Below are 24899 nucleotides of genomic sequence, written 5' to 3'. Positions count from 1 at the left end.
GAATCGATGGCGTAGACCAGACGACTCTAGCTGGCGCATACCGTCAAGGAGAAGTCCCGTTCTGCTAAGGACTGCATCTCGACGCCTTGGCAGACTCGCTGACGTCGCCGATGGAGACAATCCGGAATCTGCTGCTACGGAACGGGGGGTTGATCCAATGGATCTCCGATATCCGGCTTACTGTGTAGCCAGCCCAAGATTCTACGAGACCCCGGAACGGGTATCTCTGGAAGAGGGCTGGGTGGACTACGGAAGCCACATCGAAGAGCCGTCCGAGTGGCGTCGGTCGATCCAGGAGCAGTGGACCCGAATCCAGCCTCCGGCCGGAACCCCGGAACTTCCCGTGCAGGGGTGGAAAATACATGTCTCCAGCACTCCGGAAAACGCCGTCGAAACTCTGAAGAAGGTGGCCCGGTACTGCTTCGAGCACACCCTCCACTTCAAGTTCCTTCCGCACTCCCTGGTCATGCAGGCGAGAAGTGCGAAGTACGCGCCCCGTGAGGCCAGTGGAAAGTTCATCACCGTCTACACCCGGAGCGCCGCGGAGCTGCGCAGGACGCTGGAGGACCTGGATCGGGAGATCGGCGGCTGGCCGGGACCGTACATCCTCAGCGACCTGCGGTGGAACAAGGGCCCGTTGTACATCCGGTACGGGGCCTTCATGCTCCGGTTCGCCCACGTGGACGACGGGACCCAGGTCGCTGCGATCGAACGGCCCGACGGGGTGCTCGTGGCCGACCACCGCGAGCCGCGCTTCGTGCTCCCCGAATGGGTCGAGGTTCCGGACTTCCTGGAGGAGACGGTCTATCCGCGCATGTCCGGTGAGCGGCCCCCGGAATTTCCTTACGACGTACTCGGAGTTCTTCATTTCTCCAACGGAGGGGGCGTCTACCGAGCCCGTCGGATCCGGGATGGACTGGAAGTCGTCCTCAAGGAGGGAAGGCCCTATGCGGGGCTGGACCGCGCCGGCGAGGACGCGACTGCGCGACTGCGGACGGAGTACGCGGTCCTGTCCGAACTGCAGGGACTTCCCGGGATCCCGCAGGTCTTCGATTACCACACCCTGGGCGGGCATGAGTTCCTGGCCATGGAACACGTCTACGGCCAGTCCTTGCAGAGCTGGATCGCCCAGAACTACCTCTTCCTTTCGGGGGCCGGTGACGGGAATGAGACCCGGGAATACCGGGACTCGGTGAACGTCATCATGGATCAGCTGGAGCAGGCGGTGCGCAACGTCCATGAGAGGGGGTATGTGTTCAACGACTTGCACCCGGGCAACGTCATGATTGACGAGGATCTGAACATCTCGTTGATCGATTTCGAAGCCGTGCAACGGCACAGTGATGGCGGGCCGCGGCCACTCGGCGTTCCCGGATTCGCCGCACCCGACTCCCTGCACGGGGTCCAGGCCGATCGTTACTCGCTCAACGCCATTCGCCTGTGCCTGTACTTTCCGCTGATCTCGCTGCTCGCGCTGTGCCCGGCGAAGGCGGCCATGTTCATCGACACGGCGCGGGACCGTCTGGAGCTGGATGAGGACGTGGTGACGGAGCTGCGCCGTTCCCTGGCGGCTCCCGGCCCGGCCCAGTCAGGCTTGCGCCCCGCCCGCCCGGAGTTGGCCTTCAGCACGGCGGCCGGCCCCTGGCACCTCCAGGAGAGTGCACTCCAGGCGTCGATCCGCGGTTCGGCGACACCGGACCGGGAAGACCGGCTCTTCCCAGGAGACATCAATCAGTTCTTCCACGGCGGCGGGGGAATCGCCTTCGGTGCCGCCGGGGTGATCGACGCCCTGCACACGGCGGGGGGCACCGAACTCGGGCCCTACGTCGACTGGCTGGAGCACGACCTCCTCACCAGCCGCGTCCCCAGGCTGGGGCTGTACGACGGAGCGGCCGGAATCTGCCGGGTCCTGCACCGGGTGGGCCGTGCGGACACCGCGCTCGCGATCTACGACAAGGTGGTGGAGGAGAGCGCGGGGCTGTTCGGGACGAAGTTGTTCGACGGACTGTCCGGAATCGGACTGACCAGCCTGGACTTCTACCGTCACTCGGCGGAGCCCCGCTTCCTCGACCACGCCGTCCGCGCCGCTGCCGTCGTCGAGCAGGCCGTCGACTCCGGCAGGTTCGCCGTGGGTACGGGTTCCCTCTCCGCCGACTCGCTGCTCAGGGACCGGAACGGGAACGCCGTCGAGAACTTCTGGGGTGGGCTGCTGTACGGCTGGTCGGGACTGGCTCTCTTCATGATCCGGATGTATGAGATCACCGGCGAGGACCGCTGGCGGCGAGCGGCGGTCACCGCCCTGCACCGGGACCTGGACGAATGCGACGCCATGCCGGACGGCACCCTCCAGGTCAAGAACGGGGCCCGGGTGCTGCCCTACCTCGCGACGGGCAGCGCGGGTGTCGCCGTGGTGGGCGACCTGCTCCTTCACCACGTGAGCGACGGGCGCGTCGAGGGTGCTCTGCCGGAGTTGAGCCTCGCCTGTGTCACCGAGTTCAGCATCGGAGCGGGACTGTTCAACGGGAGAGCCGGGCTGGTCGGTGCGCTGCACCAGGTGAGGCACCGCCTCGACTGGCCCGACGTGGACACGCACGTCGACGAGGGCGTGGCATCCCTCAACCTTCACGCGCTGTCCGACGAGTTCGGCCTCGTCTTCCCCGGTGAACAGAACCTCCGCGCCTCCACGGACCTGGGGACAGGATCGGCCGGCGTGCTCCAGCTCATCAACGTACTCGCGGGGAGAACCAGCGAACTGCTGCCGTTCCTCGGTCCCGAGCCGTGGACGCCTCCCCGTCGTGACCCCTCGGCCACCGCGGCCGGTACCGGACTCACCACGTCCGAGCACCGCTGACCGCGCTTCGCGGCCCTTGCCGCACACGGCCGAGAGCACCACAGCTCGATCAGGAAAGGAGGTGAACATCATGGCGAACTTCGTACTGGGGCTTCAGGGAATGGAGTCCGAGGCGAACAACCAGGACGTCCTCGCGAGCAGCTGGACGTCGGTCTGCTGCAAGTGCAGCTGGGTCAGCACGAGCTGCTGACCGAGCCCGGCCGCGTCGGGGGCGGACTCACTCGCTCCACGCCCTCGGCGTGGCCGGCCGGGCCGCCGGTGGAACGTACGAGAGAGCAGGTGGAGGGCCGTGCCCCTCCCTTCGGAAGGACGACGATGAAGCAGGCCGGACGGGTGAGGACTCGTGATCTCGTGCGCTACATGCGCGGGCACGCGCTCGCCATGTCTCTCGCGGCGGTACTCTCTCTCGCCGCCGCCGGTGGGACGCTCCTCCAGCCCGTGCTGGTGCGGTCGGTCATCGACGCCATCTCCGCGTCCCGGTCGACCACGGCCTCCACTGTCGCCCTCGTCTCGCTCCTGGTGGGAGCGGCCGTGATCAACGGGTTCCGGGACTATCTCCTGCGGCGCGTCGGTGAGGGCGTCGTGCTGCGGATACGACAGCGGCTGGCGGGGCATGTGCTGAGGCTCCCCGTCGCAGAGTACGACAGCCGCCGCACCGGGGACCTGCTCTCCCGCATCGGAGCGGACAGCTCGATGCTGCGGTCCGTCGTCACCTCGGGGCTGTTCGAGATCTTCACCGGGACGCTGATGATCACCGGCGCGGCGGTCGCCGCCTTCCTGGTCGACCCTCTGCTCTTCGCGGTCACCGCCGGGGGCCTCCTCGCCGGTCTGGCGGGGGCCGCGGCCATCGCGCACCGTACCCGCCCGGCCTCGGAGCAGGCGCAGATGCTGCTCGGAGAGATGACGTCCGGACTGGAGCGCGCCATCGGCGGCGTACGAACGATCCGGGCCGCGCGGGCGGAGCAGCGGGAGACCGAACTGATCGTGGACAGCGCCCGCCGTGCATACGGGATGGGACTGCGGCTCGCCCGACTGCAGGCGTTCACCCTGCCCGTGGCGCACATCGCGACGCAGGGGGTGTTCCTGCTGGTCCTGGGGGTGGGGGGTGCCAGGGTTGCCGCCGGCGGGCTTTCGGTCGGGGACCTCGTGGCATTCGTGCTGTTTCTGTTCTTCCTGGTCATGCCGGTGGGTCAGCTCATCGGCGCCTACTCCCAGTTGCAGACCGGCCTCGGTGCGCTGCAACGGATCGAGGACGTGCTGCGCGTGCCGACCGAGACGGACGGGGACGTCGTGTGCGTTCAGCCGCCGAGGGAAGACCAACGGGCTTCCCCGCTCTTCGGTGCCGGGTCCGTCCCCGCGCTCGCCTTCGACCGTGTGACGTTCGGTTACGGAAAGGGCGAGACGGTCGTGGAGGACATCAGCTTCACCGTCTCCCCGGGCACCCGCACGGCCCTGGTCGGCCCGTCCGGCGCCGGCAAGTCGACTCTGCTGGCACTCGTCGAACGCTTCTACGACGTACGGTCCGGCGCGATACGGCTGCACGGTGCCGACATCCGCCAGGTGTCGCGGGACGAACTGCGCAGTCGGCTCGGCTATGTGGAGCAGGAGGCACCGATCCTCGCCGGAACCCTCCGGGAGAACCTGTCACTGTCCGCGCCGGGCATGTCCGACGACGACCTGACAGCCGTCCTGCACAGCGTCAACCTCGACGAGATCGTGAAGCGGTCTCCGCTCGGACTGGACGCACAGGTGGGCGAAGGCGGCGTCCTGCTGTCCGGCGGTGAACGCCAGCGCCTGGCCATAGCCCGTACCCTCCTCGCCGCGCCTCCGATCCTGCTGCTGGACGAGCCGACCAGCAATCTCGACGCCAAGAACGAGCAGGCGTTCCGCGCGGCGATCGACGCCGTCCCCACCGACCACACGCTGCTGATCGTCGCCCATCGACTGGCCACCGTGGTCGACGCCGACCAGATCGTCGTCGTCGACCACGGAAGGGTGGTGGGCGCGGGAACCCACGATGAGCTCATCGAGTCCAGCCCGCTCTACCGCGACCTGGCCTCCCACCAACTGCTCGTGGGATGAAGGGAGACTGATGAACGAGATCCGCCGCACCACCGGTGCCGACGAAAGCGGGCCGGCCTCGTACCCCGCGCGGAACCCGAGCATCGCGGTCGTCGGCTGCGGACCACGCGGGACATCCGTACTCGAACGCATCGCCGCGAACATGCATCTCCTCGCCGCTGACGAGCGCCTGGACATCCACGTCATCGACCCGTACCCGGCCGGCGCCGGACGGGTGTGGCGCCAGGACCAGTCCCCGCTGCTCTGGTCGAACACCCGGGCCGACGAGTGCACGCTCTTCACCGACGACACGGTCACCTGCCAGGGCCCTGCCGTCGAAGGCCCCACGCTGGAACAGTGGGCGCGGGATCTCGCCACGGGACGCCTCCCCCTTCCGCCGGGCTACCGGCCCGCCCCAGGGATGCGGGAGGAAGCCGCGCGCGTCCACGCCGGCTGGTTCGCCACCCGGAAGCTCACGGGTGACTACCTCACCTGGTTCTTCTGGCGGACGGTCGCGGCCGTGGCACCCCGCGCCCACGTCCACACGCACCGGGCGTTCGTCCTGTCCCTGGGTGATCTGCCCGACGGCCGCCAGCGCATCCAGCTCGACGGCGGCAGAACCGTGGACGCGGACCTGGTCATTCTGGCGCAGGGCCACTTCCAGGTGAAGCCACAGGGCCCGGAACCCCGGCTCTCCCAGCACGCGGCAGTCCACCACCTCACCTACCAGCGGACCGCGTCCACCGCCGACATCTCACTGGACGCGTTCCGTGCGGGCGAGCCCGTCCTGATGCGCGGATTCGGGCTGACCTTCATCGACGTCATGGTGCTCCTCACCGAAGGACGCGGCGGGCGCTTCCGACGCGAGCCGTCGGGCGAGTTGCGCTACACACCGTCGGGCCGGGAACCCATGCTGTACGTGGGCTCCCGCCGAGGTGTGCCGTACCGCTCGAAGTTCGCCTACGTCCTGCCGGGGCCGCCTCCCCGCATACCCCGCTACTTCTCTCCCGCCGACTTCGCCGACCACTCCTCGGACTTCGCCTCCGACCTGTGGCCCGCTCTCGCACGGGAACTGACCGTGGCCGGCTACCGGGAGCTGGCACACTCCCATCCCCACCGCCTCGGTGTCGACGCCGGGGAGTTCCTGGACCGTTTGGACGCCGCCCAGTGGCAGAGCCCCGAGTTCAAGGACCTGATCGAGCAGGCTGTGCCCGACAGCCGTGACCACATCGATGTCGACGGGCTGGACAGACCGCTGGCGAACCGCCGCTTCTCCGACGCCGCGGCCCTGCGCACGTGGATGCTGAACTACCTCGCCGACGACCTCGAGAGAGGGCGGAACCCGCGGTACAGCGCCCACCTGGCCGTCTATCACGCCATCTTCTCGATCTCGCAGGCGTTGTGGGCGGTGGTCCAACAGGGACAGGTCGACCCCGGCAGCGGAAGCCACAGCATGGCGGCGTTCTTCGACTTCTGCCGGTTCCGTACCAGCGGCCCGCCGGGACCACGCCTTGAGCAGCTTCTGGCTCTCGCACGCGCGGGCGTGGTCGACTTCGTCGGTGCGAACATGAAGGTGACCTGCCGAGGCGGCGTGTTCGAAGCGCGCAGCAGCAGCTTGGACAGGGTCGTACAGGCCCGCGCTCTGATCGAGGCCCGCCTGCCGGGACGGGCCCTCACGCATGTGGCCGATCCCCTGCTCCTCCACCTCATCGCCGAGCGTGAGATCAGGGAACAGATCCAGACCGACCCCACCACGGGCCGGCGGCAGCCCACGGGCCTCATCGACACACTTCACTCCCGCCCGTTGGGACTCGACGGCTCTCCGCACCCGAGACGCTTCGTCACCAGCCCGGGCGACTTCCCCCGGCCGCGTACCAACGATCCGTTCCTGCACCAGAGCGACGCCGTGGCCAGGGAGGCGCTGCACGCACTGGCCGAGGCGCGAAGCGGATCCTGACGTCAGGGTCCACTCTCCAACCCCACATGAGTGCGCCTGCGGCGACGGCCGGGCCGCCACCTTGGGGCCGGTTCCCCGGGGCCTGTGAACCCGTACGGCCGCCGGACCGCGCGGTACGCCGAGGGGGCGGCGGGCTTCCACTGCCTTCTGCGCCGCGGGGGCGACGTCACGGAGGTCGTCGACGGCAGTGGCCGGCGCGTGAGCCGGTCGGATCGGCCGACCGGCTGGTCGCGTCGGCGGGCGAGCCGTTTCCGCCCGGCTCCGGGAAAGGAGGCGGTCAGAACGGATACCACCGCACCGTCGGATCCCCGTCCCGCAGCGAGGCCACGCGGCGTTCGAACTCGGCCAGTGCCTTCGGGTTGCTCGGCGCGTGCTGGGCCACCCATGCGCAACTGGCCGTCTCCCGGGCCCCGCGCAGCACCGCGCAGCCGTCCCACTCGCGCACGTCCCAGCCGTAGGTCGCGGTGAAGGCGTCGTACGCCTCCTCGGGCAGCCCGTAGCGGTCCCGGCTGAGCGCCATCACCACGAGGTCGTGCTCGCGCAGGTCGGCGGAGAAGGTCTCCAGGTCGACCAGGACCGGCCCGTCGGGACCGACGTGCACGTTGCGGGGCAGCGCGTCGCCGTGGATCGGGCCCGGCGGCAGATGCGGGGTGAGCGCGGCGGCGGCCTCGGCGAAGCCGTCACGGCGCTCACGCAGGTACGCGGCGTCCGCGGGGTCGATCACGTCGCCCGCGAGCCGCAGCCAGCGCTCCACCCCGCCCAGCAGTTCGCGGGGCGGCAGCTCGAAGGAGGGGGAGGGCAGTGCGTGGACCAGCCGGAGCAGCGCGGCCACGTCCCGGGGCTCGGCGGGCCGCACCGGGGCGGGCAGCCGCCGCCACACGGTCACCGGATGTCCGTCGACGAACCGTGCCACCGGATCGGCCGCCCGCACCGCCGGCACGCCGGCCTCCTCCAGCCACACCGCGACGGCCAGTTCCCGGCGCGCCCGCTGGAGGAGTTCGGCGTCACGGCCCACCTTGACCACCAAATCACCGGAGGCGAACACCGCGTTCTCGCCCAGGGCGAGCAGCCGTGCCTCCCGCGCCGGACCGGGCAGCACCTCCGCCGTGGCCAGCACCTCCCGCGCCCGTGCCTCGTCCATCGTTGTCCGCCTCCGCGTCCGTGCCGTCCGTCGTGACTGGCGTGCCCGTCGTGTCCGCCGGGTGCCCGCCGTCCGTCGGCCAGTGTCGCATTCGTACAGGTGGGAGGGTGTGCGCGGGCTCTTGACGGGGCACTGCGCCTTCACGACCATGACCAGGCCCGTCCGAGCCGTGCAGAGGGGCTGATTGCGTGACATCGGTGACCGAGGCGAGCAGACCGGCGCGCCGCGCGCCCGGCACGGGCCGGCCACGCGGGCCCGGCCACGGAGCCTGGTTCCTGGTGCTGCCCGCGCTGATCCCCATCCTGGTCCTCAGCGTCGGGCCGCTGCTCTACGGCGTCCTGCTGGCGTTCACCGACGCCCAGTCGGGCCGGACCGAGCCCACGCAGTGGACCGGCACCCTGAACTTCCAGGACCTGACGCACGACACGCTGTTCTGGGAGTCGTTCCGGATCGGGCTGGTGTGGGCCGTCGGGGTGACGGTGCCGCAGTTCCTGCTCGCGCTCGGCCTCGCCCTGTTGCTCAACCAGGACCTGCGGCTGCGCTGGGTGGCCCGCGCCCTGGCGATCATCCCCTGGGCGATGCCCGAGGTCGTCGTCGGCATCATGTGGCGGCTGGTCTACAACCCGGACGCGGGCATCCTCAACGAGACCCTGCGCGACCTCGGACTCGGCGACGGCCGGGACTGGCTCAGCGGCCTCGCCACCGCCCTGCCCGCCGTCATCGTCGTCGGTGTCTGGGCCGGCATGCCGCAGACGACGGTCGCCCTGCTCGCCGGACTGCAGAACACCCCGCGCGAACTGCACGAGGCCGCCGCGGTCGACGGCGCCGGGGCCTGGCGCCGCTTCCGCACGGTCACCTGGCCCGCCCTCAGACCGGTCGCGTTCGCCATCACCGCGCTCAACCTCATCTGGAACTTCAACTCCTTCGCCCTGGTCTACGTGCTGACCAACGGAGGCCCCGGCGGCCGGACCCGGCTGCCCATGCTCTTCGCCTACGAAGAGGCCTTCCGCTACGGGCAGTTCGGTTACGCCGCGGCGATGGGCTGTGTCATGGTCGCCGTGATCTCGGTCCTGCTGGCCGTCTTCCTCGCCGGGCGGCTGAGGGGCGGACTCAAGGAAGGTGACGCGGGATGAGGACCTCGACCGGCGCCCGGGTGGGCCAGTACGCCGCGCTGCTCGCGTATCTGGTCTTCCTGGCCTTCCCCTTCCTCTGGCTGATCTCCACCGCGTTCAAACCGCCGCAGGAACTGGCGAGCCTGCACCCCACCTGGATCCCGGAGAACCCCACCCTCGACAACTTCCGGCAGGCCTTCGAGGAACAGCCGTTGCTGCGCGCCGCCCTCAACTCCCTGCTGGCCGCGCTCGGCGCCGCGGTGATCGCCGTGCTGATCGCGACGCCGATGGCGTACGTCATGGCCCGGCACCGCGGCCGGCTCACCAGGGCGGCCACCGGGTGGGTCGTGGTCAGCCAGGCCTTCCCCTTCGTCCTGCTGATCATCCCGCTCTTCCTGGTGCTGAAGAGCCTGCGGCTGATCAACTCCGTGCCCGGGCTGGTGATGGTGTACGTCGTGTGGTCGCTGCCGTTCGCCCTGTGGATGCTCGCCGGGTACGTCCGCGCCGTACCGCCCGAGCTGGAGGAGGCGGCGGCGGTCGACGGCGCCGGGCGGCTGCGGACGCTGGTGTCGGTGACCGCGCCGCTGCTCGCGCCGGGGATCGTGGCGACGGCGCTGTTCGCCTTCATCACCGCGTGGAACGAGTTCTTCTTCGCGTTGGTGCTGCTGAAGACCCCGGAGAAACAGACCCTGCCGGTGGTCCTCACCCACTTCATCGGCGCCGAGGGTGTGGCGGACCTCGGTCCCCTGGCCGCGGCGGCCTTCCTCGCCACGCTGCCCTCGCTGGTCGTCTTCGCCCTCGTCCAGCGGCGGATCACGGGCGGCATGCTCGCCGGGGCGGTGAAGAGCTGATGCGTACGAGAACCGCGACCCTGCTCCTCGTCCTCGCCCTCCTGCTCACGGGCTGCACGGGCGGCGGCGACGCCGGCGACGGCCCGGTCACCCTGCGCTTCCAGTCGCTGGCCTGGCAGGAGGAGTCCGTGGCGGTCAACAAGGAACTGGTGCGGGAGTGGAACGCCGCCCACCCGGACGTACGGGTGGAGTACGTCCAGGGCAGCTGGGACAGCGTCCACGACCAGCTCCTCACCTCCTTCGAGGGCGGCGAGGCGCCCGACATCATCCACGACGCCTCCGACGACCTCGCGGACTTCGCCTACGGCGGCTATCTCGCCGACCTGACCGACCTGCTGTCCGACCGGCTGAAGTCGGACATCCCGCAACGAGCTTGGGAGACGGTCACCTTCGGCGACGGCGTCTACGGCGTGCCGTTCCTCCAGGAGCCGCGCGTGCTGATCGCCAACGCGACCCTGCTGCGGAAGTCGGGAGTCCGGATTCCGACGCCCGGACACCCCTGGACCTGGGCGGAGTTCCGGCAGGTGACGAAGCGGCTGAGCGGCGACGGTACGTACGGGGTGGCCTGGCCGCTCAAGGAGCCCGTGTCCGCCACGCTCAACCTGTCGCTGTCCGCCGGCGGACAACTCTTCCACCGCGGCACCGACGGGAAGGTCACCGTCCGCTTCGAGGAGGGCGACCAGGTCGTGCCCCGCACCATCCACGACCAGGTCGAAACCGACCACAGCGCTTCCCCGACCACCCTGGGCAGCGGCGGCTCCGACACCCTGCCCGGCTTCTTCGCGGGCACGTACGCGATGGTGCCGCTCGGCTTCTCCTACCGCCAGCAGATCGAGGAGCAGGCCCCCGAGGGCTTCGACTGGCAGGTGCTGCCCGCCCCGGCCGGCGCCGGCGGACTCGCCCAGGGCGTCAGTCCGCAGACCCTGTCGATCGCCGAGGACAGCGCGCACCAGAAGGAGGCCGCCGAGTTCGTCGACTTCCTGCTCCGGCCGGACAACATGGTGCGCCTCGCCCTCGGCGACTGGATGCTGCCCACGGGCACCAAGGCCCTCCGGGATCCCGCGTTGCGCACGCCGGAGCACGGCTGGGCCGTGGGGACGGCCCTCGCGGCCCATCTGCGGCCCGCGCCCGCGCAGTCCGTCCGCGGCTACCCCGAGTGGAAGGACAAGGTGGCCACCCCGGCGCTCCAGGAGTACTACAGCGGGGCGATCGGCATTGACGGGCTGCGCGAGAGACTGGAGGAGGACGGCAACCTCGTGCTCGCCCGCTACCAGCGATGACAGCGCCCGCGCCGGGCGGAGGGCGAGGGGGAAAAGCTGTTGCACGCCCGGCGCGGCACCGCCTAGCGTCACGCTCGTGGCAGCTTTCAACGCGATCTACAACTCCGGTCTCGGCCGGGGCTGCACGTACTCCGTCAGGATGCGTCGTGGCCCCGGAGCCCTGACCGGCCCGGGGTCCCCCCGCCGCTGACACACGTGAAGCGCATGACGCGCATGACGCGCATGACGCCTATGGCACACGTGCGGCGCGGCTGAGCCCCCGCATCCTCTTTCGCCTTCGTCTTCCGGTCAGGGCCTTCGGCTGCCCTTCTCCGCCCTCTTCACGGAAGACAAAGGACCGCAGGCCATGGCCCGCCCCACCCAGCGTGCCCGCACGCTCTCGCAGAACTTCCTCGCCGACCGCGCCGCCGCCGACCGCGTCGCCCGGCTCGCCGCCCCCGACCCCCGGCACCCGCCCCTGCTCCTCGAAGTGGGCGCGGGCAGGGGCGCCCTGACCGAGCCCCTCGCCCGCCGCAGCCGGGAACTGCACGCCTACGAGATCGACCCCCGGCTCGTCCCCGGGCTCCGCGCCCGCTTCGCACACACCCCCCACGTCCACGTCGTCGCCGGTGACTTCCTCGCCGCACGGCCTCCGCGCACGCCGTTCTCCGTCGCGGGGAACGTGCCGTTCTCGCGTACGGCGGACATCGTGGACTGGTGCCTCACCGCACCCGGCCTCACCGACGCCACGCTGCTCACCCAGCTCGAGTACGCCCGCAAACGCACCGGCGACTACGGCCGCTGGACCCTGCTGACGGTCCGGACCTGGCCGTGTCATGAGTGGCGGCTGGTCGGGCGGGTGAGCCGGTACGGCTTCCGGCCGGCACCGCGCGTCGACGCCGGCATCCTGCGTATCGAACGCCGACCTGTCCCCCTGCTCGCCGGCGCCGCCCAGCGGAGCTGGCGGGACCTGGTCGAACTGGGCTTCTCCGGAGTGGGCGGCTCGCTGTACGCGTCCCTGCGCAGGGCCCACCCCCGGCGCCGGGTGGACGCGGCGTTCCGTGCCGCGCGCCTCGACCACGGGGTGCTCGTCGGCGAGGTGGCGCCGGCGCGGTGGCTGCGGCTGCACGAGGAGCTGGCGGCGTGAGGGAAAAGAAGTTGCACGAGACGTCTCGTCTCGCATACATTCGACGCATGACCAGTCCCGCTCACATCGCCATGTTCTCCATCGCCGCGCACGGCCACGTGAACCCCAGCCTGGAGGTGATCCGCGAGCTCGTCGCGCGAGGGCACCGGGTGACGTACGCGATCCCGCCGCACTTCGCGGAGAAGGTCGCCGAGACGGGCGCCGAACCCAAGCTGTGGAACAGCACGCTGCCCGGCCCCGACGCCGACCCGGAAGCCTGGGGGAGCACACTGCTGGACAACGTCGAGCCGTTCCTCGCCGACGCGATCCAGGCGCTTCCCCAGCTCGCCGAGGCCTACGAGGGGGACGAGCCGGACCTGGTCCTGCACGACATCACCTCCTACCCGGCCCGCATCCTGGGCCACCGCTGGGGCGTGCCGGTGGTCTCCCTCTCGCCGAACCTGGTCGCCTGGGAGGGGTACGAGAAGGAGGTGGCCGAGCCGATGTGGGAGGAGCCGCTGAAGACCGAGCGCGGTCAGGCGTACTACGCCCGCTTCCGGGCCTGGCTGGAGGAGAACGGCATCGCCCAGCACCCCGACGACTTCGCCGGCCGCCCCGCCCGCTCCCTGGTGCTGATCCCGAAGGCGCTCCAGCCGAACGCCGACCGGGTCGACGAGTCGACGTACACCTTCGTCGGCGCGTGCCAGGGCGACCGCACCGCCGAGGGGGAGTGGCAGCGTCCCGCCGGGGCCGAGAAGGTCGTCCTCGTCTCCCTCGGATCCTCCTTCACCAAGCAGCCGGCGTTCTACCGGGAGTGCGTCAAGGCCTTCGGCGAGCTGCCCGGCTGGCACGTGGTGCTCCAGGTCGGCAGGCACGTGGACGCCGCCGAGCTGGGCGACGTGCCGGACACCGTGGAAGTGCGGTCGTGGGTGCCGCAGTTGGCCATCCTCAAGCAGGCCGACCTCTTCGTCACCCACGCGGGCGCGGGCGGCAGCCAGGAAGGCCTGGCGACCGCCACGCCGATGATCGCCGTACCGCAGGCCGTGGACCAGTTCGGCAACGCGGACATGCTCCAGGGGCTCGGCGTCGCCCGCCACATCCCCACCGAGGAGGCCACCGCGGAGGTGCTGCGCACCGCCGCCCTCGCGCTGGTCGACGACCCGGAGGTGGCCCGGCGCCTGAAGGAAATCCAGGCCTCGATGGCCCGGGAGGGCGGCACCCACCGGGCCGCCGACCTGATCGAGGCGGAGCTGGCGGCGGCGCGGGCCTGACCGGCCGAGGACACGGACGCCGAAAGGCCGATGACGCGGACCGCCGATGACACGCACCGCCGAAGACGCCGAAGCGGCGGACGCCGGAGGGCCTGTCGGTTCCTGGGAACCGACAGGCCCTCCGGCGTGCCCGGTCGCGCCGGGCCCCTTACGCAAGGTTGTTGAATAAGTCACAGGCATGCGTAGTGGTTGAACCGCGCGCCCCGCATCGGCGAGAGTGGCGCGCATGTCCGCCCGCCGCGCGGACGCGGCCGTCGTGCCCACCCCCACGGGGCACGACGGCCGTTCTATGGTGTGAGCATGACGGCCAGGTACGCGGCGCTGCTGCGCGGCATCAACGTGGGTGGCGCGAAGAAGGTCCCGATGGCCGACCTGCGGGCGCTCCTGGAAGGGCTCGGCCACGACGCCGTGGCCACCTACCTCCAGAGCGGCCAGGCCGTGTTCACGACCGATCACGGCGACGAGGACGCGCTGGCCGCCGAGCTGACGCGGGCGGTCGAGAAGCGCTTCGGCTTCGCCGTGGACGTGATCGTGCGCGACCACGCCTACCTCAGGGCGGTCGCCGAGGCGTGCCCCTTCCCGGCCGCCGACCTGGAGGCCAGGCAGCTGCACGTCACCTACTTCTCCGCGCCCGTCGACGCGGAGCGGTTCTCGGCGATCGACCGGCCGGCCTTCCTGCCCGAGGACTTCCGCCTCGGCGACCGTGCCCTGTACCTGTACGCACCGCACGGCCTCGGCCGTTCCAAGCTCGCCCAGGCCCTCGCCGGACGCCGGGTGACCAAGGGGCTGACCGCCACCACCCGCAACTGGAACACCGTGGCGAAACTCGTCGAGCTGACCGGCGCCTGACGCCGGTGGCGCCGGGCGCCGGCGGGCCTCAGGCCCCGACCGCCGCCAGTACCGGCACCCGCGCCTCGTCGTACCGCTCCAGCAGCACCCGCGCCACCTCCGGCGACGGGCCGAGGACGTCCGCGAGGACGTCCGCGTCCGCCGCGCCCCGGGCGATGCGGTCCGGCAGGAAGCCCGGGGCCAGGACGTACGGGGCCACCGCGACCCGCGCGCAGCCCAGCTCCCGCAGCTCGCGCACCGCGTCCTCGGTGCGCGGAAGGGATGCGGAGGCGAACGCAGGCCGCACGGCGCACCAACCGGTGTGCCGCCACTCCCGCGCGATTTCTGCGATCACTGCGATCGCCTCCGGGTCGGAGGACCCCGCCGAGGCCAGCACGACCCCGGTCGAGGACTTGTCGGCCGGCGTCAGGCCCGCCTCGTACAGGCGCCGTTCCAGCGCCGACAGGAGCAGTGGGGAGGGGCCGAGCACCTCCGCCTGCCGGATCCTGAGCCGCGCCGGCGCGTCCGCGAGGACCGCCGGGATGTCCGCCTTGGCGTGGAAGGCGCGGGTCAGCAGCAGCGGGAGCGCCACGACGTCCCGCACGCCCTCCGTCGCCAGCGACTCCAGCACCCCCGGCACCGAGGGCACGTTGAAGTCCAGGAAGCCGGTCTCCACCCGGACGTCCGGGCGCAACGCCCTGACCCGGCGGACCAGGGCGTGCACGGTCGCGGCGTGCCGCGGGTCGCGGCTGCCGTGGGCGATGACCAGGAGGACCGGCGCGGGCATGGTGGCCGTCAGCTCCTCACCAGCAGACCGCGGCTGCGCAGCACCCACCGCTCCAGCGGGCTGAAGATCAGCAGGTCGATGGCGATGCCGACGATCAGGATCAGCAGGATCGCCTCGAACACCATCGCCATGTCACTGGCGTTGCGGCCGTTCTCCAGCAACTGCCCGAGGCCCACCCCGAGGTCGGGGAAGGACGCGATGATCTCGGCGGCCATCAGCGAGCGCCACGAGAACGCCCAGCCCTGCTTCAGCCCCGCCACATAGCCGGGCAGCGAGGCGGGCAGCACGATGTGCCAGGTGCCCTTCAGCCCCGTCGCACCCAGGGTGCGGCCCGCGCGCAGGAAGAGCGGGGACACCTGGTCGACGCCGGACACCAGGCCGTTGGCGATGGAGGGCACGGCGCCGAGCAGGATGACGGCGTACATCATCGAGTTGTTCAGGCCCAGCCAGATCACGGCCGGCGGCACCCAGGCCACCGACGGCAGTGACTGGAGGCCGGAGAGGATCGGGCCGATCGCCGCGCGCACGAACTTCACCCGCGCCACCAGCAGCCCCAGCGGGGTGCCGATCAGCAGGGCGAAGCAGAAGCCGAGCAGGCCGCGCGAGACGCTGGTCCAGATGTAGCCGAGCAACTCGCCCTGGAGCCAGGCCTGGTGGACGACGTCCCACACGTCGGACGGGGCGGGCAGCTTGGTCGGGTCGTCGACGATGTCGAAGGAGACGAGTCCCTGCCACACCGCGAGCACCAGGAGAACGGCGACGGTCGGCGGCAGGATCTTCTCCACGAAGGTCTGCCGGAAGGGCCTGCGGCCCTGCTGCACCGTCTCCAGCGCGTCCAGGCCCGCTTCCAGCCCGGCGAGATCGCCGCCGTCCCGGGCACCGCCCTCCTCGGCGGTGCGCGTCGTGTCAGTGCTGGCCATGGCGGCGGATCTCCCCACGCAGTTCTTCGGTGATCTCGACGGACAGTTCCGCCACGGCGGTGTCCTCGATGCGGCGCGGGTGCGGGATGCCCACCGTCCACTCGCGCGCCACGCGCCCGGGACGGGAGGACAGCAGCACCACGCGCTCGGCGAGGCGGACCGCCTCGCGCACGTTGTGCGTGACGAAGAGGACGGAGAGCCGGGTCTCCCGCCAGATCCGGGTCAGCTCGTCGTGCAGCACGTCCCGGGTGATGGCGTCCAGCGCCGCGAACGGCTCGTCCATCAGCAGCAGCTTGCTCTCCTGGGCGAGCGCCCGGGCCATCGCGACCCGCTGGCGCATACCGCCCGACAGCTCGTGCACCCGCTTGCCGTGCGCGCCCTTCAGCCGGACGAGTTCGAGCAGTTCCTCCGCCTTGTCGCGCCGCTCGGACTTCGGCACACCGCGCAGCCTGAGGGCGAGCTCGATGTTCTTGCCGGCGGTCAGCCACGGGAACAGGGCGTGCTCCTGGAACATCAGGGCCGGCCGCCCGTCCGTGGTGATCGCCCCGGCGCTGGGCCTGTCCAGTCCCGCCACCAGGTTGAGCAGCGTGGACTTGCCGCAGCCGGAGGCCCCCAGGAGGGTGACGAACTCGCCGGGCGCGACATCGAGGGTGATGTCGTCCAGGACGAGCTGCTGCCCGGCGGGGCCCGGGTACGACTTCGAGACGTGCTCGATCCGGGCGGCGTGCGCGGCCGCCCCGGTGCTCTCGTCGGCCTTGGCGAGGGTCGTGGTCGTGGCCATGGTCGTCACCTCCTGGGGATGGTCGGGATCCGCGCTTACTGGACGCCGAGGCCGGCGTCGTCGACCGCGGGCGCGCCCTTGGCCTTGAGGACCTTGTTGAGCAGCGTGAGGTCGTAGATGCCCTTGAGGTCGGGCTTCTCCAGCAGACCGGCCTTCACGGCGTGCTCCGCCTGGGCGTCGAGGGTGGCGGCCAGCGGGTCGTCGGTGAGTTGGATCGACTTCCAGGCCGGGTCCAGGACCTTGGCCGGCAGCGCCTTGCCGGTGTCCTTCTCCAGCTGCTTGTTGGCCGCGGCCTTGGCCTCGTCCGGGTTGGCCTTGATCCACTCGTTGGTGTCGGCCGAGGCCTTCAGCACGGCCTCGACGGCCTTGGGGTGCTCCTTGAGGAACTTCTGCGACACGATGATGTTCGTGATCACGAACTTCTTGTCCGGCCACAGCGTCGACTCGTCCAGCAGCACCTTGCCGCCCTCGGCGACCAGCTTCGACGCGGTGGGCTCGGGCACCCAGGCGCCGTCCAGGGAACCGGCCTTGTAGGCGTCCGGGGTGACCTTGTTGTCGCTGCGGACGACGGTGACGTCGCCCTTTCCGCTCTGTGCGTCGACCTTCCAGCCCTGCTCGGCGATCCAGTTGAGGAAGGCGACGTCCTGCGTGTTGCCCAGCTGCGGGGTCGCGATGCGCTTCCCCTTGACGTCCTCCAGGGACTTGATCTTGTCGGGGTTGACCACGAGCTTCACTCCGCCCGAGGCCGAACCGCCGATGATGCGCAGGTTCTTGCCGCCCGACTTGGTGTACCCGTTGATCGCGGGGGACGGGCCGATCCAGCCGATGTCGATGGAGCCGGAGTTCAGCGCCTCGATCTCGGACGGACCCGCGTTGAAGGTCGCGTACTTGGCCTCGGTGGCGCCCAGCGCCTTCTGGAAGAAGCCCTTCTGGTTGCCCACCAGCGCCGTGGCGTGGGTGACGTTGCCGAAGTAGCCGATCCGGACGGAGTCGAGACCGTCGATCTTCTCGGCGCCCGCGGCGACCTCGGCGGTGTCGTCGTCCTCGGCCTCGGAGCCGTACCCGCAGGCGGCGAGGGTGAGGAGCGGCAGGGCGGCTATGACCGCCAGGGTGCGGCGCAGAGCGGTGGTGGCAGGCACGGGAGGTGTTCCTCTCGTTGGCCCGGCGGTCACGCCTGTCGGTTGGTCCGAGGTGTCAGGTCGTGGCCGGGAGGTCGGCAGGTCTTCGGCTGTGCGGGTGGGGGGTGTGGGCGCGCGAGCGGTGCGCGTACGTCACCGCGCACATCGCGCGACCCCGCCCTGCCCGCTGCCGAGAGCACCGCTGCCCACGCGGCCGCCCTCCTTGGCGAACGTGGAGTAGAAATCAGGGGAACTCATGCTCAGAAGTCCCACCCGTCGTCGTCCGCCTCGTCCTTCACCGGCTCCGGGGTGGCGAAGGACTCGCCGACCATGCCGGCGGTGAGCGTGGTGCCGTCGCTGGGGTCGATCAGGATGAACGAACCGGTGCGGCGGGAGTCGGCGTAGGAGTCGGCGGGCAGGGGCTCCGCCGTACGGATCGTCACCCGGCCGATGTCGTTGGCGACGAGCCGCCCGGGGTGCGGGTGCAGGGACAGGTCGTCCAGCGTGAGCCGGGCCGGGATGTCCCTGACGATCGCCTTGACCGTGCGGGTGCCGTGTTTGAGCAGCACCCGGTGCCCCACGGTGAGGGGCGCGTCGGCGACGTGGCAGACGGTGGCCTCGACGTCCTGGCTGGTGGCCGGCGCGTCCTTGCTGGGCACGATCAGGTCGCCGCGGGAGACGTCGATGTCGTCCTCCAGCAGCAGCGTCACCGACTGCGGCGTCCAGGCCACGTCGACCGGTTCGCCCAGCAGGTCGATGCCGGCCAGCTTCGACGTACGGCCCGACGGCAGGACCGTCACCTCCTCGCCGACGCGGAAGGTGCCGGCGGCGATCTGGCCCGCGTAGCCGCGGTAGTCGGGGTGCTCGGCGGTCTGCGGGCGGATCACGTACTGCACGGGCAGCCGGGCGTGGCAGTGCGCCAGGTCGTGGCTGACCGGGACGGTCTCCAGGTGCTCCAGGACGGTCGGGCCGCCGTACCAGTCCATGACCGCCGACGGCTCCACCACGTTGTCACCGGCGAGCGCCGAGATCGGGATGGCGGTGACCTCGGGGATGCCCAGCTCGGTGGCGTACGCCGTGAACTCCTCGGCGATGGCGGCGAAGACGGGCTCCCGGTAGTCGACCAGGTCCATCTTGTTGACGGCGAGGACGACGTGCGGGACCCGCAGCAGGGCGGCGATGGCGGCGTGCCGGCGGGTCTGCTCGACCACGCCGTTGCGGGCGTCGACCAGGATCACCGTCAGCTCGGCCGTGGAGGCGCCGGTGACCATGTTCCGGGTGTACTGCACGTGGCCCGGGGTGTCGGCCAGGATGAACCGGCGGCGCGGGGTGGCGAAGTAGCGGTAGGCCACGTCGATGGTGATGCCCTGCTCGCGCTCGGCCCGCAGGCCGTCGGTGAGCAGCGCGAGGTCCGGGGCCTCCTGGCCGCGGCTCGCGGAGGCGCGCTCCACGGCCTCCAGCTGGTCGACGAGGACCGACTTGGAGTCGTGCAGCAGGCGGCCCACGAGTGTGGACTTGCCGTCGTCGACGGACCCGGCGGTGGCGAACCGCAGCAGGGTGGTCTCCGGCAACTGCTCGACCGACAGCGGCTCGACGGGCTCGGTGGTGCTGGTCATCTCTAGAAGTACCCCTCGCGCTTGCGGTCTTCCATGGCGGCCTCGGACATCTTGTCGTCGGCACGCGTCGCGCCGCGTTCGGTGAGCCGGGAGGCGGCGATCTCGGCGATCACCTTCTCGATGGTGTCGGCGTCGGAGTCGACGGCGCCGGTGCAGGACATGTCACCGACGGTGCGGTAGCGGACCCGCCGCTTCTCCACCGTCTCGCCGTCCTTCGGGCCGCCCCACTCGCCGGCGGTCAGCCACATGCCGGCGCGGGCGAAGACCTCGCGCTCGTGCGCGTAGTAGATCTGCGGCAGCTCGATGCCCTCGCGGGCGATGTACTGCCACACGTCCAGCTCGGTCCAGTTGGACAGCGGGAAGACGCGGACGTGCTCGCCGGGGGCGTGCCGGCCGTTGTACAGGTTCCACAGCTCGGGGCGCTGGCGGCGCGGGTCCCACTGGGAGAACTCGTCGCGCAGGGAGAACACCCGCTCCTTGGCGCGGGCCTTCTCCTCGTCGCGGCGCCCGCCGCCGAAGACGGCGTCGAACTTCTCCGCCTGGATCTTCTCGGTCAGCGGCAGCGTCTGCAGCGGGTTGCGGGTGCCGTCCGGGCGTTCCTTGAGCACTCCCCGGTCGATGTAGTCCTGCACGGAGGCGACGTGCAGGCGCAGCCCGTGCCGCTCGACCGTGCGGTCGCGGTAGTCGAGGACCTCGGGGAAGTTGTGACCGGTGTCCACGTGCAGCAGTGAGAACGGCACGGCGGCGGGCGCGAACGCCTTCAGCGCCAGGTGCAGCATGACGATGGAGTCCTTGCCGCCGGAGAAGAGGACCACCGGCCGTTCGAACTCGCCCGCCACCTCGCGGAAGATGTGCACCGCCTCCGATTCGAGGGCGTCGAGGTGGGAGAGGGCGTACGGGCCGGCCGTGCCCTCCCTGACCGCTGCGACGGTCGTCGTCATGCCAGTCCCCTTTCGGTGAGCAGGGCGTGCACCGCCGCGGCGGACTCCTGGACGGTCTGGTCCTGCGACTCGATGCGCAGGTCGGGCTTGACGGGCTCCTCGTACGGGTCGTCGACCCCGGTGAGCCCCGTCAGCTCGCCCGCGGCCTGCTTGGCGTACAGGCCCTTGACGTCGCGTACCGAGCACACCTCGACCGGGGTGGCCACGTGGACCTCCACGTACGCCGTGCCGTTCGCCTCGTGGCGCTCGCGGACCGCGTCCCGGCTCTCCGCGTAGGGGGCGATCACCGGGACCAGCGCCGTGACGCCGTTGCGGGCGAGCAGTTCGGCGACGAAGCCGATGCGCTGCACGTTGGTGTGCCGGTCCCCGCGGCTGAAGCCGAGGCCCGCCGAGAGGAACTCGCGGATCTCGTCGCCGTCGAGGAGCTCGACGCGGTGGCCCTCGTCGCGGAGCCGGCCGGCCAGCTCGCGGGCGATGGTGGTCTTGCCGGCGCTGGGCAGACCCGTGAGCCAGACGGTGGCTCCGGTGGTCACGTGGTTCTCCTGAAGGTCGGTCGTCCCGATGGTCGTCGTCATGTCAGCCGTGCAGTCCGCACTCGGTCTTGGAGCGTCCCGCCCAGCGGCCGGCGCGCGCGTCCTCGCCCTCCAGCACCCGGCGGGTGCAGGGTGCGCAGCCCACGGAGGCGTAGCCGTCCATCAGCAGCGGGTTGGTGAGGACCCCGTGCTCGGCGACGTACGCCTCCACGTCGTCCTGGGACCAGCGGGCGATGGGGGAGATCTTCACCTTCCCGCGCTTCTCGTCCCAGCCGACCACGGGGGTGCCGGCCCGGGTCTCGGACTCGTCGCGGCGCAGGCCGGTCGCCCACGCCTGATAGCCCTTCAGCCCGTCCTCCAGCGGCTTCACCTTGCGCAGCGCGCAGCACAGGTCGGGGTCGCGGTCGTGCAGCTTCGGCCCGTACTCGGCGTCCTGCTCGGCGACCGTCTGGCGCGGGGTGAGCGTGATGACGTTCACGTCCATCACGGCGTCCACCGCGTCCCGGGTGCCGATGGTCTCCGGGAAGTGGTAGCCGGTGTCGAGGAACACCACGTCCACGCCGGGCAGGGCACGGGAGGCGAGGTGGGCGACGACCGCGTCCTCCATGGAGGAGGTCACGCAGAAGCGGTTGCCGAACGTCTCGGCGGCCCACTGGAGGATCTCGAGTGCGGAGGCGTCCTCCAGCTCGCGGCCCGCCCGCTCGGCCAGGGCCTTGAGTTCCTCGGTCGTTCGCTCGTGCTGAACCGCCGTCATATCGGTTCTCCTCCGCTGGAGTCGGGCTGAAGACCCCGGGCGAGCAGCCCGAGGAACTTCAACCGGAATGCGCGGTTGCACGCCCCGCATTCCCAGGCTCCGTGGCCCTGCTCGTGCGGACGCAGGTCCTCGTCGCCGCAGTAGGGGCAGTAGAAGGGCGCGGCGCGCTCGCTCACGACAGGGCCTCCTCGGAGGCGCGGGCCGCCCAGGTGGCGAACCGCTCGCCGTCCTCGCGCTCGGCCTGGTAGCGCCTCAGGACGCGCTCCACGTAGTCCGGCAGTTCCTCCGCCGTGACCTTCAGTCCGCGCACCTTGCGGCCGAAGCCGGGCTCCAGCCCGAGCGCGCCGCCCAGGTGCACCTGGTAGCCCTCGACCTGCTCGCCCCGGGAGTTCAGGACGAGCTGGCCCTTGAGCCCGATGTCCGCGGTCTGGATGCGGGCGCAGGCGTTCGGGCAGCCGTTGAGGTTGATGGTGAGGGGCTCGTCGAACTCCGGGAGGCGGCGCTCCAGTTCGTCGATCAGCGAGGCGCCGCGCGCCTTGGTCTCGACGATGGCGAGCTTGCAGAACTCGATGCCGGTGCAGGCCATGGTGCCGCGCCGGAAGGTGGAGGGCCGGGCGGTGAGGTCCAGTGCCTCCAGGGAGTCCACCAAGGAGTCGACCTGTCCCTCCTCGACGTCGAGGACGATCATCTTCTGCTCGACCGTGGTGCGCACGCGGCCCGAGCCGTGCGCCTCCGCCAGGTCGGCGACCTTCGTCAGCAGGGTGCCGTCGACGCGGCCGACGCGCGGGGCGAAACCGACGTAGTAGCGGCCGTCCTTCTGCCGGTGCACGCCGATGTGGTCGCGCCAGCGGGTCGTCGGCTCGGCGGGCGCGGGGCCGTCGGTCAGCTTCCGCTTCAGGTACTCGTCCTCCAGCACCTGGCGGAACTTCTCCGCGCCCCAGTCGGCGACCAGGAACTTCAGCCGCGCGCGGTTGCGCAGCCGCCGGTAGCCGTAGTCACGGAAGATCGAGAGGACGCCCTCGTAGACGTCGGGGACGTCCTCGATCGGCACCCAGGCGCCGAGGCGGACCCCCAGCTTGGGGTTGGTGGACAGGCCGCCGCCGACCCACAGGTCGAAGCCCGGGCCGTGCTCGGGGTGGCGGACGCCCACGAACGCCACGTCGTTGATCTCGTGCACCACGTCCAGTACCGGCGACCCGGAGATCGCGGTCTTGAACTTCCGCGGGAGGTTCGAGTACGCCTTGTTGTTCAGGACGCGGCGCTTCATCTCCTCCAGGGCCGGCGTGCCGTCGATGATCTCGTCCTCGGCGATGCCCGCGACCGGTGAACCGATCATCACGCGGGGCGTGTCGCCGCAGGCGGTCACCGTGGACAGGCCGACGCCCTCCAGACGGTTCCAGATCTCGGGGACGTCCTCGATCCGGATCCAGTGGTACTGGACGTTCTGCCGGTCGGTGATGTCGGCCGTGCCGCGCGCGAACTCCTGCGAGATCTCGCCGATGACGCGCAGTTGCGCGGTGGTCAGCGCCCCGCCGTCGATGCGGACGCGCAGCATGAAGTAGCGGTCGTCCAGCTCCTCCGGCTCCAGGACGGCCGTCTTCCCGCCGTCGATGCCCTGCTTGCGCTGGGTGTACAGCCCCCACCAGCGCATCCGCCCGCGCAGGTCGCCGGGGTCGATCGAGTCGAAGCCCCGCTTGGAGTAGATCGTCTCAATACGTGTCCGCACGTTGAGACCGTCGTCGTCCTTCTTGGTCTGCTCGTTGCCGTTGAGCGGGGTGAAGTGGCCTGCGGCCCACTGGCCCTCGCCACGGTGACGGCTCACCTTGCGGCGGGGAGTCGCGGCAGCAGGCTTCGGCGGGGTGGCGGCCATGGTTGACACGTCCTTCGGGACAGACGGGAAGCGGCTCTGACCTGCGCGTACGGCGCATGGCATACGGGTGGCACACGTGCGCGTCATTGCGCGGGGGCGAGGCGAACGCGGGGAATCCGGGGGGTGCTGGAGGGTGCTCTCAGCGGGCCGGACAGATGGCGCTGGACATGCGGCCGAGGTCGACGTGCCGCCGACTCACCAAGGCAATTCCAGTTCCAGGCATGACGGAAGCGTGGCACGGCGATCTGGACACAGTCCAGCATTATCCAGGATGCGGACACCCTTGTCCCGGAAAGTGAGACAGCGGTGTTGTGGATCACATGGCGGGGCGGGCGGTGGGACGGGCAAGGGGACGGGGGCGTCGGTCAGGCGGGGAACGCTCCGGGCCAGGGACCGGGGCTGGCCACCACCGCCTCCTCCTCGACCTTGGTGTCGAACAGGCGGAAGCCGCGGCGCTGGTAGTTGTCCATCGCGTACTCGCCGTCCTTGCTGCACGTGTGCAGCCACACCCGCTTGGTCGTGGCCAGCCCCGGCCAGCGGTCCGCGAGGTCCCAGGCGCGTGCGGTGCCGTACGAGAGCAGGTGGCCGCCGATGCGCCGGCCCCGGAAGGCCGGGAGCAGACCGAAGTACTCGATCTCCACGGCCCCGTCGTCGCCGGGCGTCAGCTCCACGTACCCGGCGGGCGTGCCGTGGTCGTAGGCGACCCAGGTCTCCACGCCGGGGCGCTCCAGGTGCTCCTGCCATCGCGCGTAGCTCCAGCCGAGCCGGTCCGTCCAGCGGATGTCGCCGCCGACCGAGGCGTACAGGAAGCGGCTGAACTCGGGGGAGGGGATCTCGGAGCGGACGATCCGGACGTCCCCCTCCGGTGCGGCGGCCGGCAGCAGGTCGGTCGGCGCCGTCTGCTCCAGGGACCAGGTGGTCACGGCGATGGTGGTCATGGCGATCAGAAAATCATCCGGTCCGGAGGTCTGTCGATACTGGTCCGCCGCCACACGCCGGGGCCGGGGGTCGATAGGGGTGTGCGGGGCTCGTCGGCTGCTGTCGGCTGTCGCCTGGGGGCGTGCGGGGTCCGTGGCTGCCGTCGGCCGTCGGCCGTCGGTCCCGGTCGGGTCGTCCCGCTGC

The 24899-nt window shown here is 70.9% G+C and carries 22 protein-coding genes; 9 read left to right on the top strand and 13 right to left on the bottom strand.

Annotated features, from left to right (window positions below):
• Positions 1–157: 157 nt before the first annotated feature.
• From lanKC to KUM32_RS13705, 3 genes are all read left to right on the top strand, one after another.
• On the top strand, positions 158–2851 hold the full coding sequence (gene lanKC / locus KUM32_RS13715; RefSeq protein ID WP_217142137.1) for a class III lanthionine synthetase LanKC: 2694 nt from the start codon (positions 158–160) through the stop codon (positions 2849–2851).
• Positions 2852–3166: 315 nt separating this feature from the next.
• Entirely contained in the window at positions 3167–4933 is a 1767-nt protein-coding gene (locus KUM32_RS13710; RefSeq protein WP_217142136.1) for an ABC transporter ATP-binding protein, read from the top strand.
• 10 nt (positions 4934–4943) lie between these two features.
• Positions 4944–6869: an FAD/NAD(P)-binding domain-containing protein gene (locus tag KUM32_RS13705; RefSeq protein WP_217142135.1), complete on the top strand. Its 1926-nt coding sequence runs from the start codon at positions 4944–4946 to the stop codon at positions 6867–6869.
• A 277-nt stretch (positions 6870–7146) separates the two neighbouring features.
• On the opposite strand, the gene KUM32_RS13700 is transcribed toward KUM32_RS13705, so the two are convergent.
• Positions 7147–8010, bottom strand: a complete 864-nt coding sequence (locus tag KUM32_RS13700) for a phosphotransferase enzyme family protein (RefSeq protein WP_217142134.1) — start codon at positions 8008–8010, stop codon at positions 7147–7149.
• A 188-nt stretch (positions 8011–8198) separates the two neighbouring features.
• Between KUM32_RS13700 and KUM32_RS13695 the strand changes: the two genes are divergently transcribed.
• The 6 genes from KUM32_RS13695 (at position 8199) to KUM32_RS13670 (ending at position 14478) form a co-directional block, all read left to right on the top strand.
• Positions 8199–9143, top strand: a complete 945-nt coding sequence (locus KUM32_RS13695; RefSeq protein ID WP_217142133.1) for a carbohydrate ABC transporter permease — start codon at positions 8199–8201, stop codon at positions 9141–9143.
• On the top strand, positions 9140–9973 hold the full coding sequence (locus KUM32_RS13690) for a carbohydrate ABC transporter permease (protein WP_217142132.1): 834 nt from the start codon (positions 9140–9142) through the stop codon (positions 9971–9973). The genes KUM32_RS13695 and KUM32_RS13690 overlap by 4 nt, the downstream gene beginning before the upstream one ends.
• Positions 9973–11253 carry an ABC transporter substrate-binding protein gene (locus KUM32_RS13685; RefSeq protein WP_217142131.1) on the top strand — a complete coding sequence of 427 codons (1281 nt, stop codon included), beginning with the start codon at positions 9973–9975 and terminating at the stop codon, positions 11251–11253. The genes KUM32_RS13690 and KUM32_RS13685 overlap by 1 nt, the downstream gene beginning before the upstream one ends.
• A gap of 346 nt (positions 11254–11599) precedes the next feature.
• Positions 11600–12379 (top strand): 23S rRNA (adenine(2058)-N(6))-methyltransferase Erm(O), encoded by a 780-nt coding sequence (erm(O), locus tag KUM32_RS13680; protein WP_217142130.1) that lies wholly within the window; start codon positions 11600–11602, stop codon positions 12377–12379.
• Entirely contained in the window at positions 12376–13629 is a 1254-nt protein-coding gene (locus KUM32_RS13675) for a glycosyltransferase (protein WP_217142129.1), read from the top strand. The genes erm(O) and KUM32_RS13675 overlap by 4 nt, the downstream gene beginning before the upstream one ends.
• 300 nt (positions 13630–13929) lie before the next feature.
• Entirely contained in the window at positions 13930–14478 is a 549-nt protein-coding gene (locus KUM32_RS13670; protein WP_217142128.1) for a DUF1697 domain-containing protein, read from the top strand.
• Between the two features lie 28 nt (positions 14479–14506).
• Here KUM32_RS13670 and KUM32_RS13665 read toward each other — a convergent pair whose 3' ends face one another.
• From KUM32_RS13665 to KUM32_RS13610, 12 genes are all read right to left on the bottom strand, one after another.
• Positions 14507–15244 (bottom strand): sirohydrochlorin chelatase, encoded by a 738-nt coding sequence (locus tag KUM32_RS13665; RefSeq protein WP_217142127.1) that lies wholly within the window; start codon positions 15242–15244, stop codon positions 14507–14509.
• Positions 15245–15252: 8 nt separating this feature from the next.
• Complete coding sequence (locus KUM32_RS13660; RefSeq protein WP_217142126.1) at positions 15253–16164, bottom strand: ABC transporter permease; 912 nt, start codon at positions 16162–16164, stop codon at positions 15253–15255.
• Positions 16151–16945, bottom strand: coding sequence for an ABC transporter ATP-binding protein (locus tag KUM32_RS13655; protein ID WP_217142125.1), 795 nt, complete (start codon positions 16943–16945; stop codon positions 16151–16153). The genes KUM32_RS13660 and KUM32_RS13655 overlap by 14 nt, the downstream gene beginning before the upstream one ends.
• Positions 16946–16980: 35 nt before the next feature.
• On the bottom strand, positions 16981–18084 hold the full coding sequence (locus KUM32_RS13650; RefSeq protein ID WP_217142124.1) for an aliphatic sulfonate ABC transporter substrate-binding protein: 1104 nt from the start codon (positions 18082–18084) through the stop codon (positions 16981–16983).
• A gap of 239 nt (positions 18085–18323) precedes the next feature.
• On the bottom strand, positions 18324–19679 hold the full coding sequence (locus KUM32_RS13640; RefSeq protein ID WP_217142123.1) for a sulfate adenylyltransferase subunit 1: 1356 nt from the start codon (positions 19677–19679) through the stop codon (positions 18324–18326).
• Between the two features lie 2 nt (positions 19680–19681).
• Positions 19682–20620, bottom strand: a complete 939-nt coding sequence (gene cysD, locus KUM32_RS13635; RefSeq protein ID WP_217142122.1) for a sulfate adenylyltransferase subunit CysD — start codon at positions 20618–20620, stop codon at positions 19682–19684.
• Positions 20617–21195, bottom strand: a complete 579-nt coding sequence (gene cysC, locus KUM32_RS13630; protein WP_217142121.1) for an adenylyl-sulfate kinase — start codon at positions 21193–21195, stop codon at positions 20617–20619. Before cysC ends, cysD begins: the two co-directional genes overlap by 4 nt.
• Position 21196: 1 nt before the next feature.
• Positions 21197–21907 carry a phosphoadenylyl-sulfate reductase gene (locus KUM32_RS13625; protein ID WP_217142120.1) on the bottom strand — a complete coding sequence of 237 codons (711 nt, stop codon included), beginning with the start codon at positions 21905–21907 and terminating at the stop codon, positions 21197–21199.
• A complete protein-coding gene (locus KUM32_RS13620; RefSeq protein ID WP_217142119.1) occupies positions 21904–22083 on the bottom strand; it encodes a hypothetical protein in 180 nt (59 codons plus the stop codon). The genes KUM32_RS13625 and KUM32_RS13620 overlap by 4 nt, the downstream gene beginning before the upstream one ends.
• Positions 22080–23777 carry a sulfite reductase SirA gene (gene sirA, locus KUM32_RS13615; protein WP_217142118.1) on the bottom strand — a complete coding sequence of 566 codons (1698 nt, stop codon included), beginning with the start codon at positions 23775–23777 and terminating at the stop codon, positions 22080–22082. Before sirA ends, KUM32_RS13620 begins: the two co-directional genes overlap by 4 nt.
• Positions 23778–23916: 139 nt before the next feature.
• A complete protein-coding gene (locus KUM32_RS45270) occupies positions 23917–24000 on the bottom strand; it encodes a putative leader peptide (protein WP_310887545.1) in 84 nt (27 codons plus the stop codon).
• A gap of 142 nt (positions 24001–24142) precedes the next feature.
• On the bottom strand, positions 24143–24715 hold the full coding sequence (locus tag KUM32_RS13610) for a GNAT family N-acetyltransferase (protein ID WP_217142117.1): 573 nt from the start codon (positions 24713–24715) through the stop codon (positions 24143–24145).
• Between the last annotated feature and the right edge of the window lie 184 nt (positions 24716–24899).

Source organism: Streptomyces sp. AC627_RSS907 (assembly GCF_019049165.1).
This window is presented reverse-complemented; position numbering and strand designations above follow the sequence as displayed.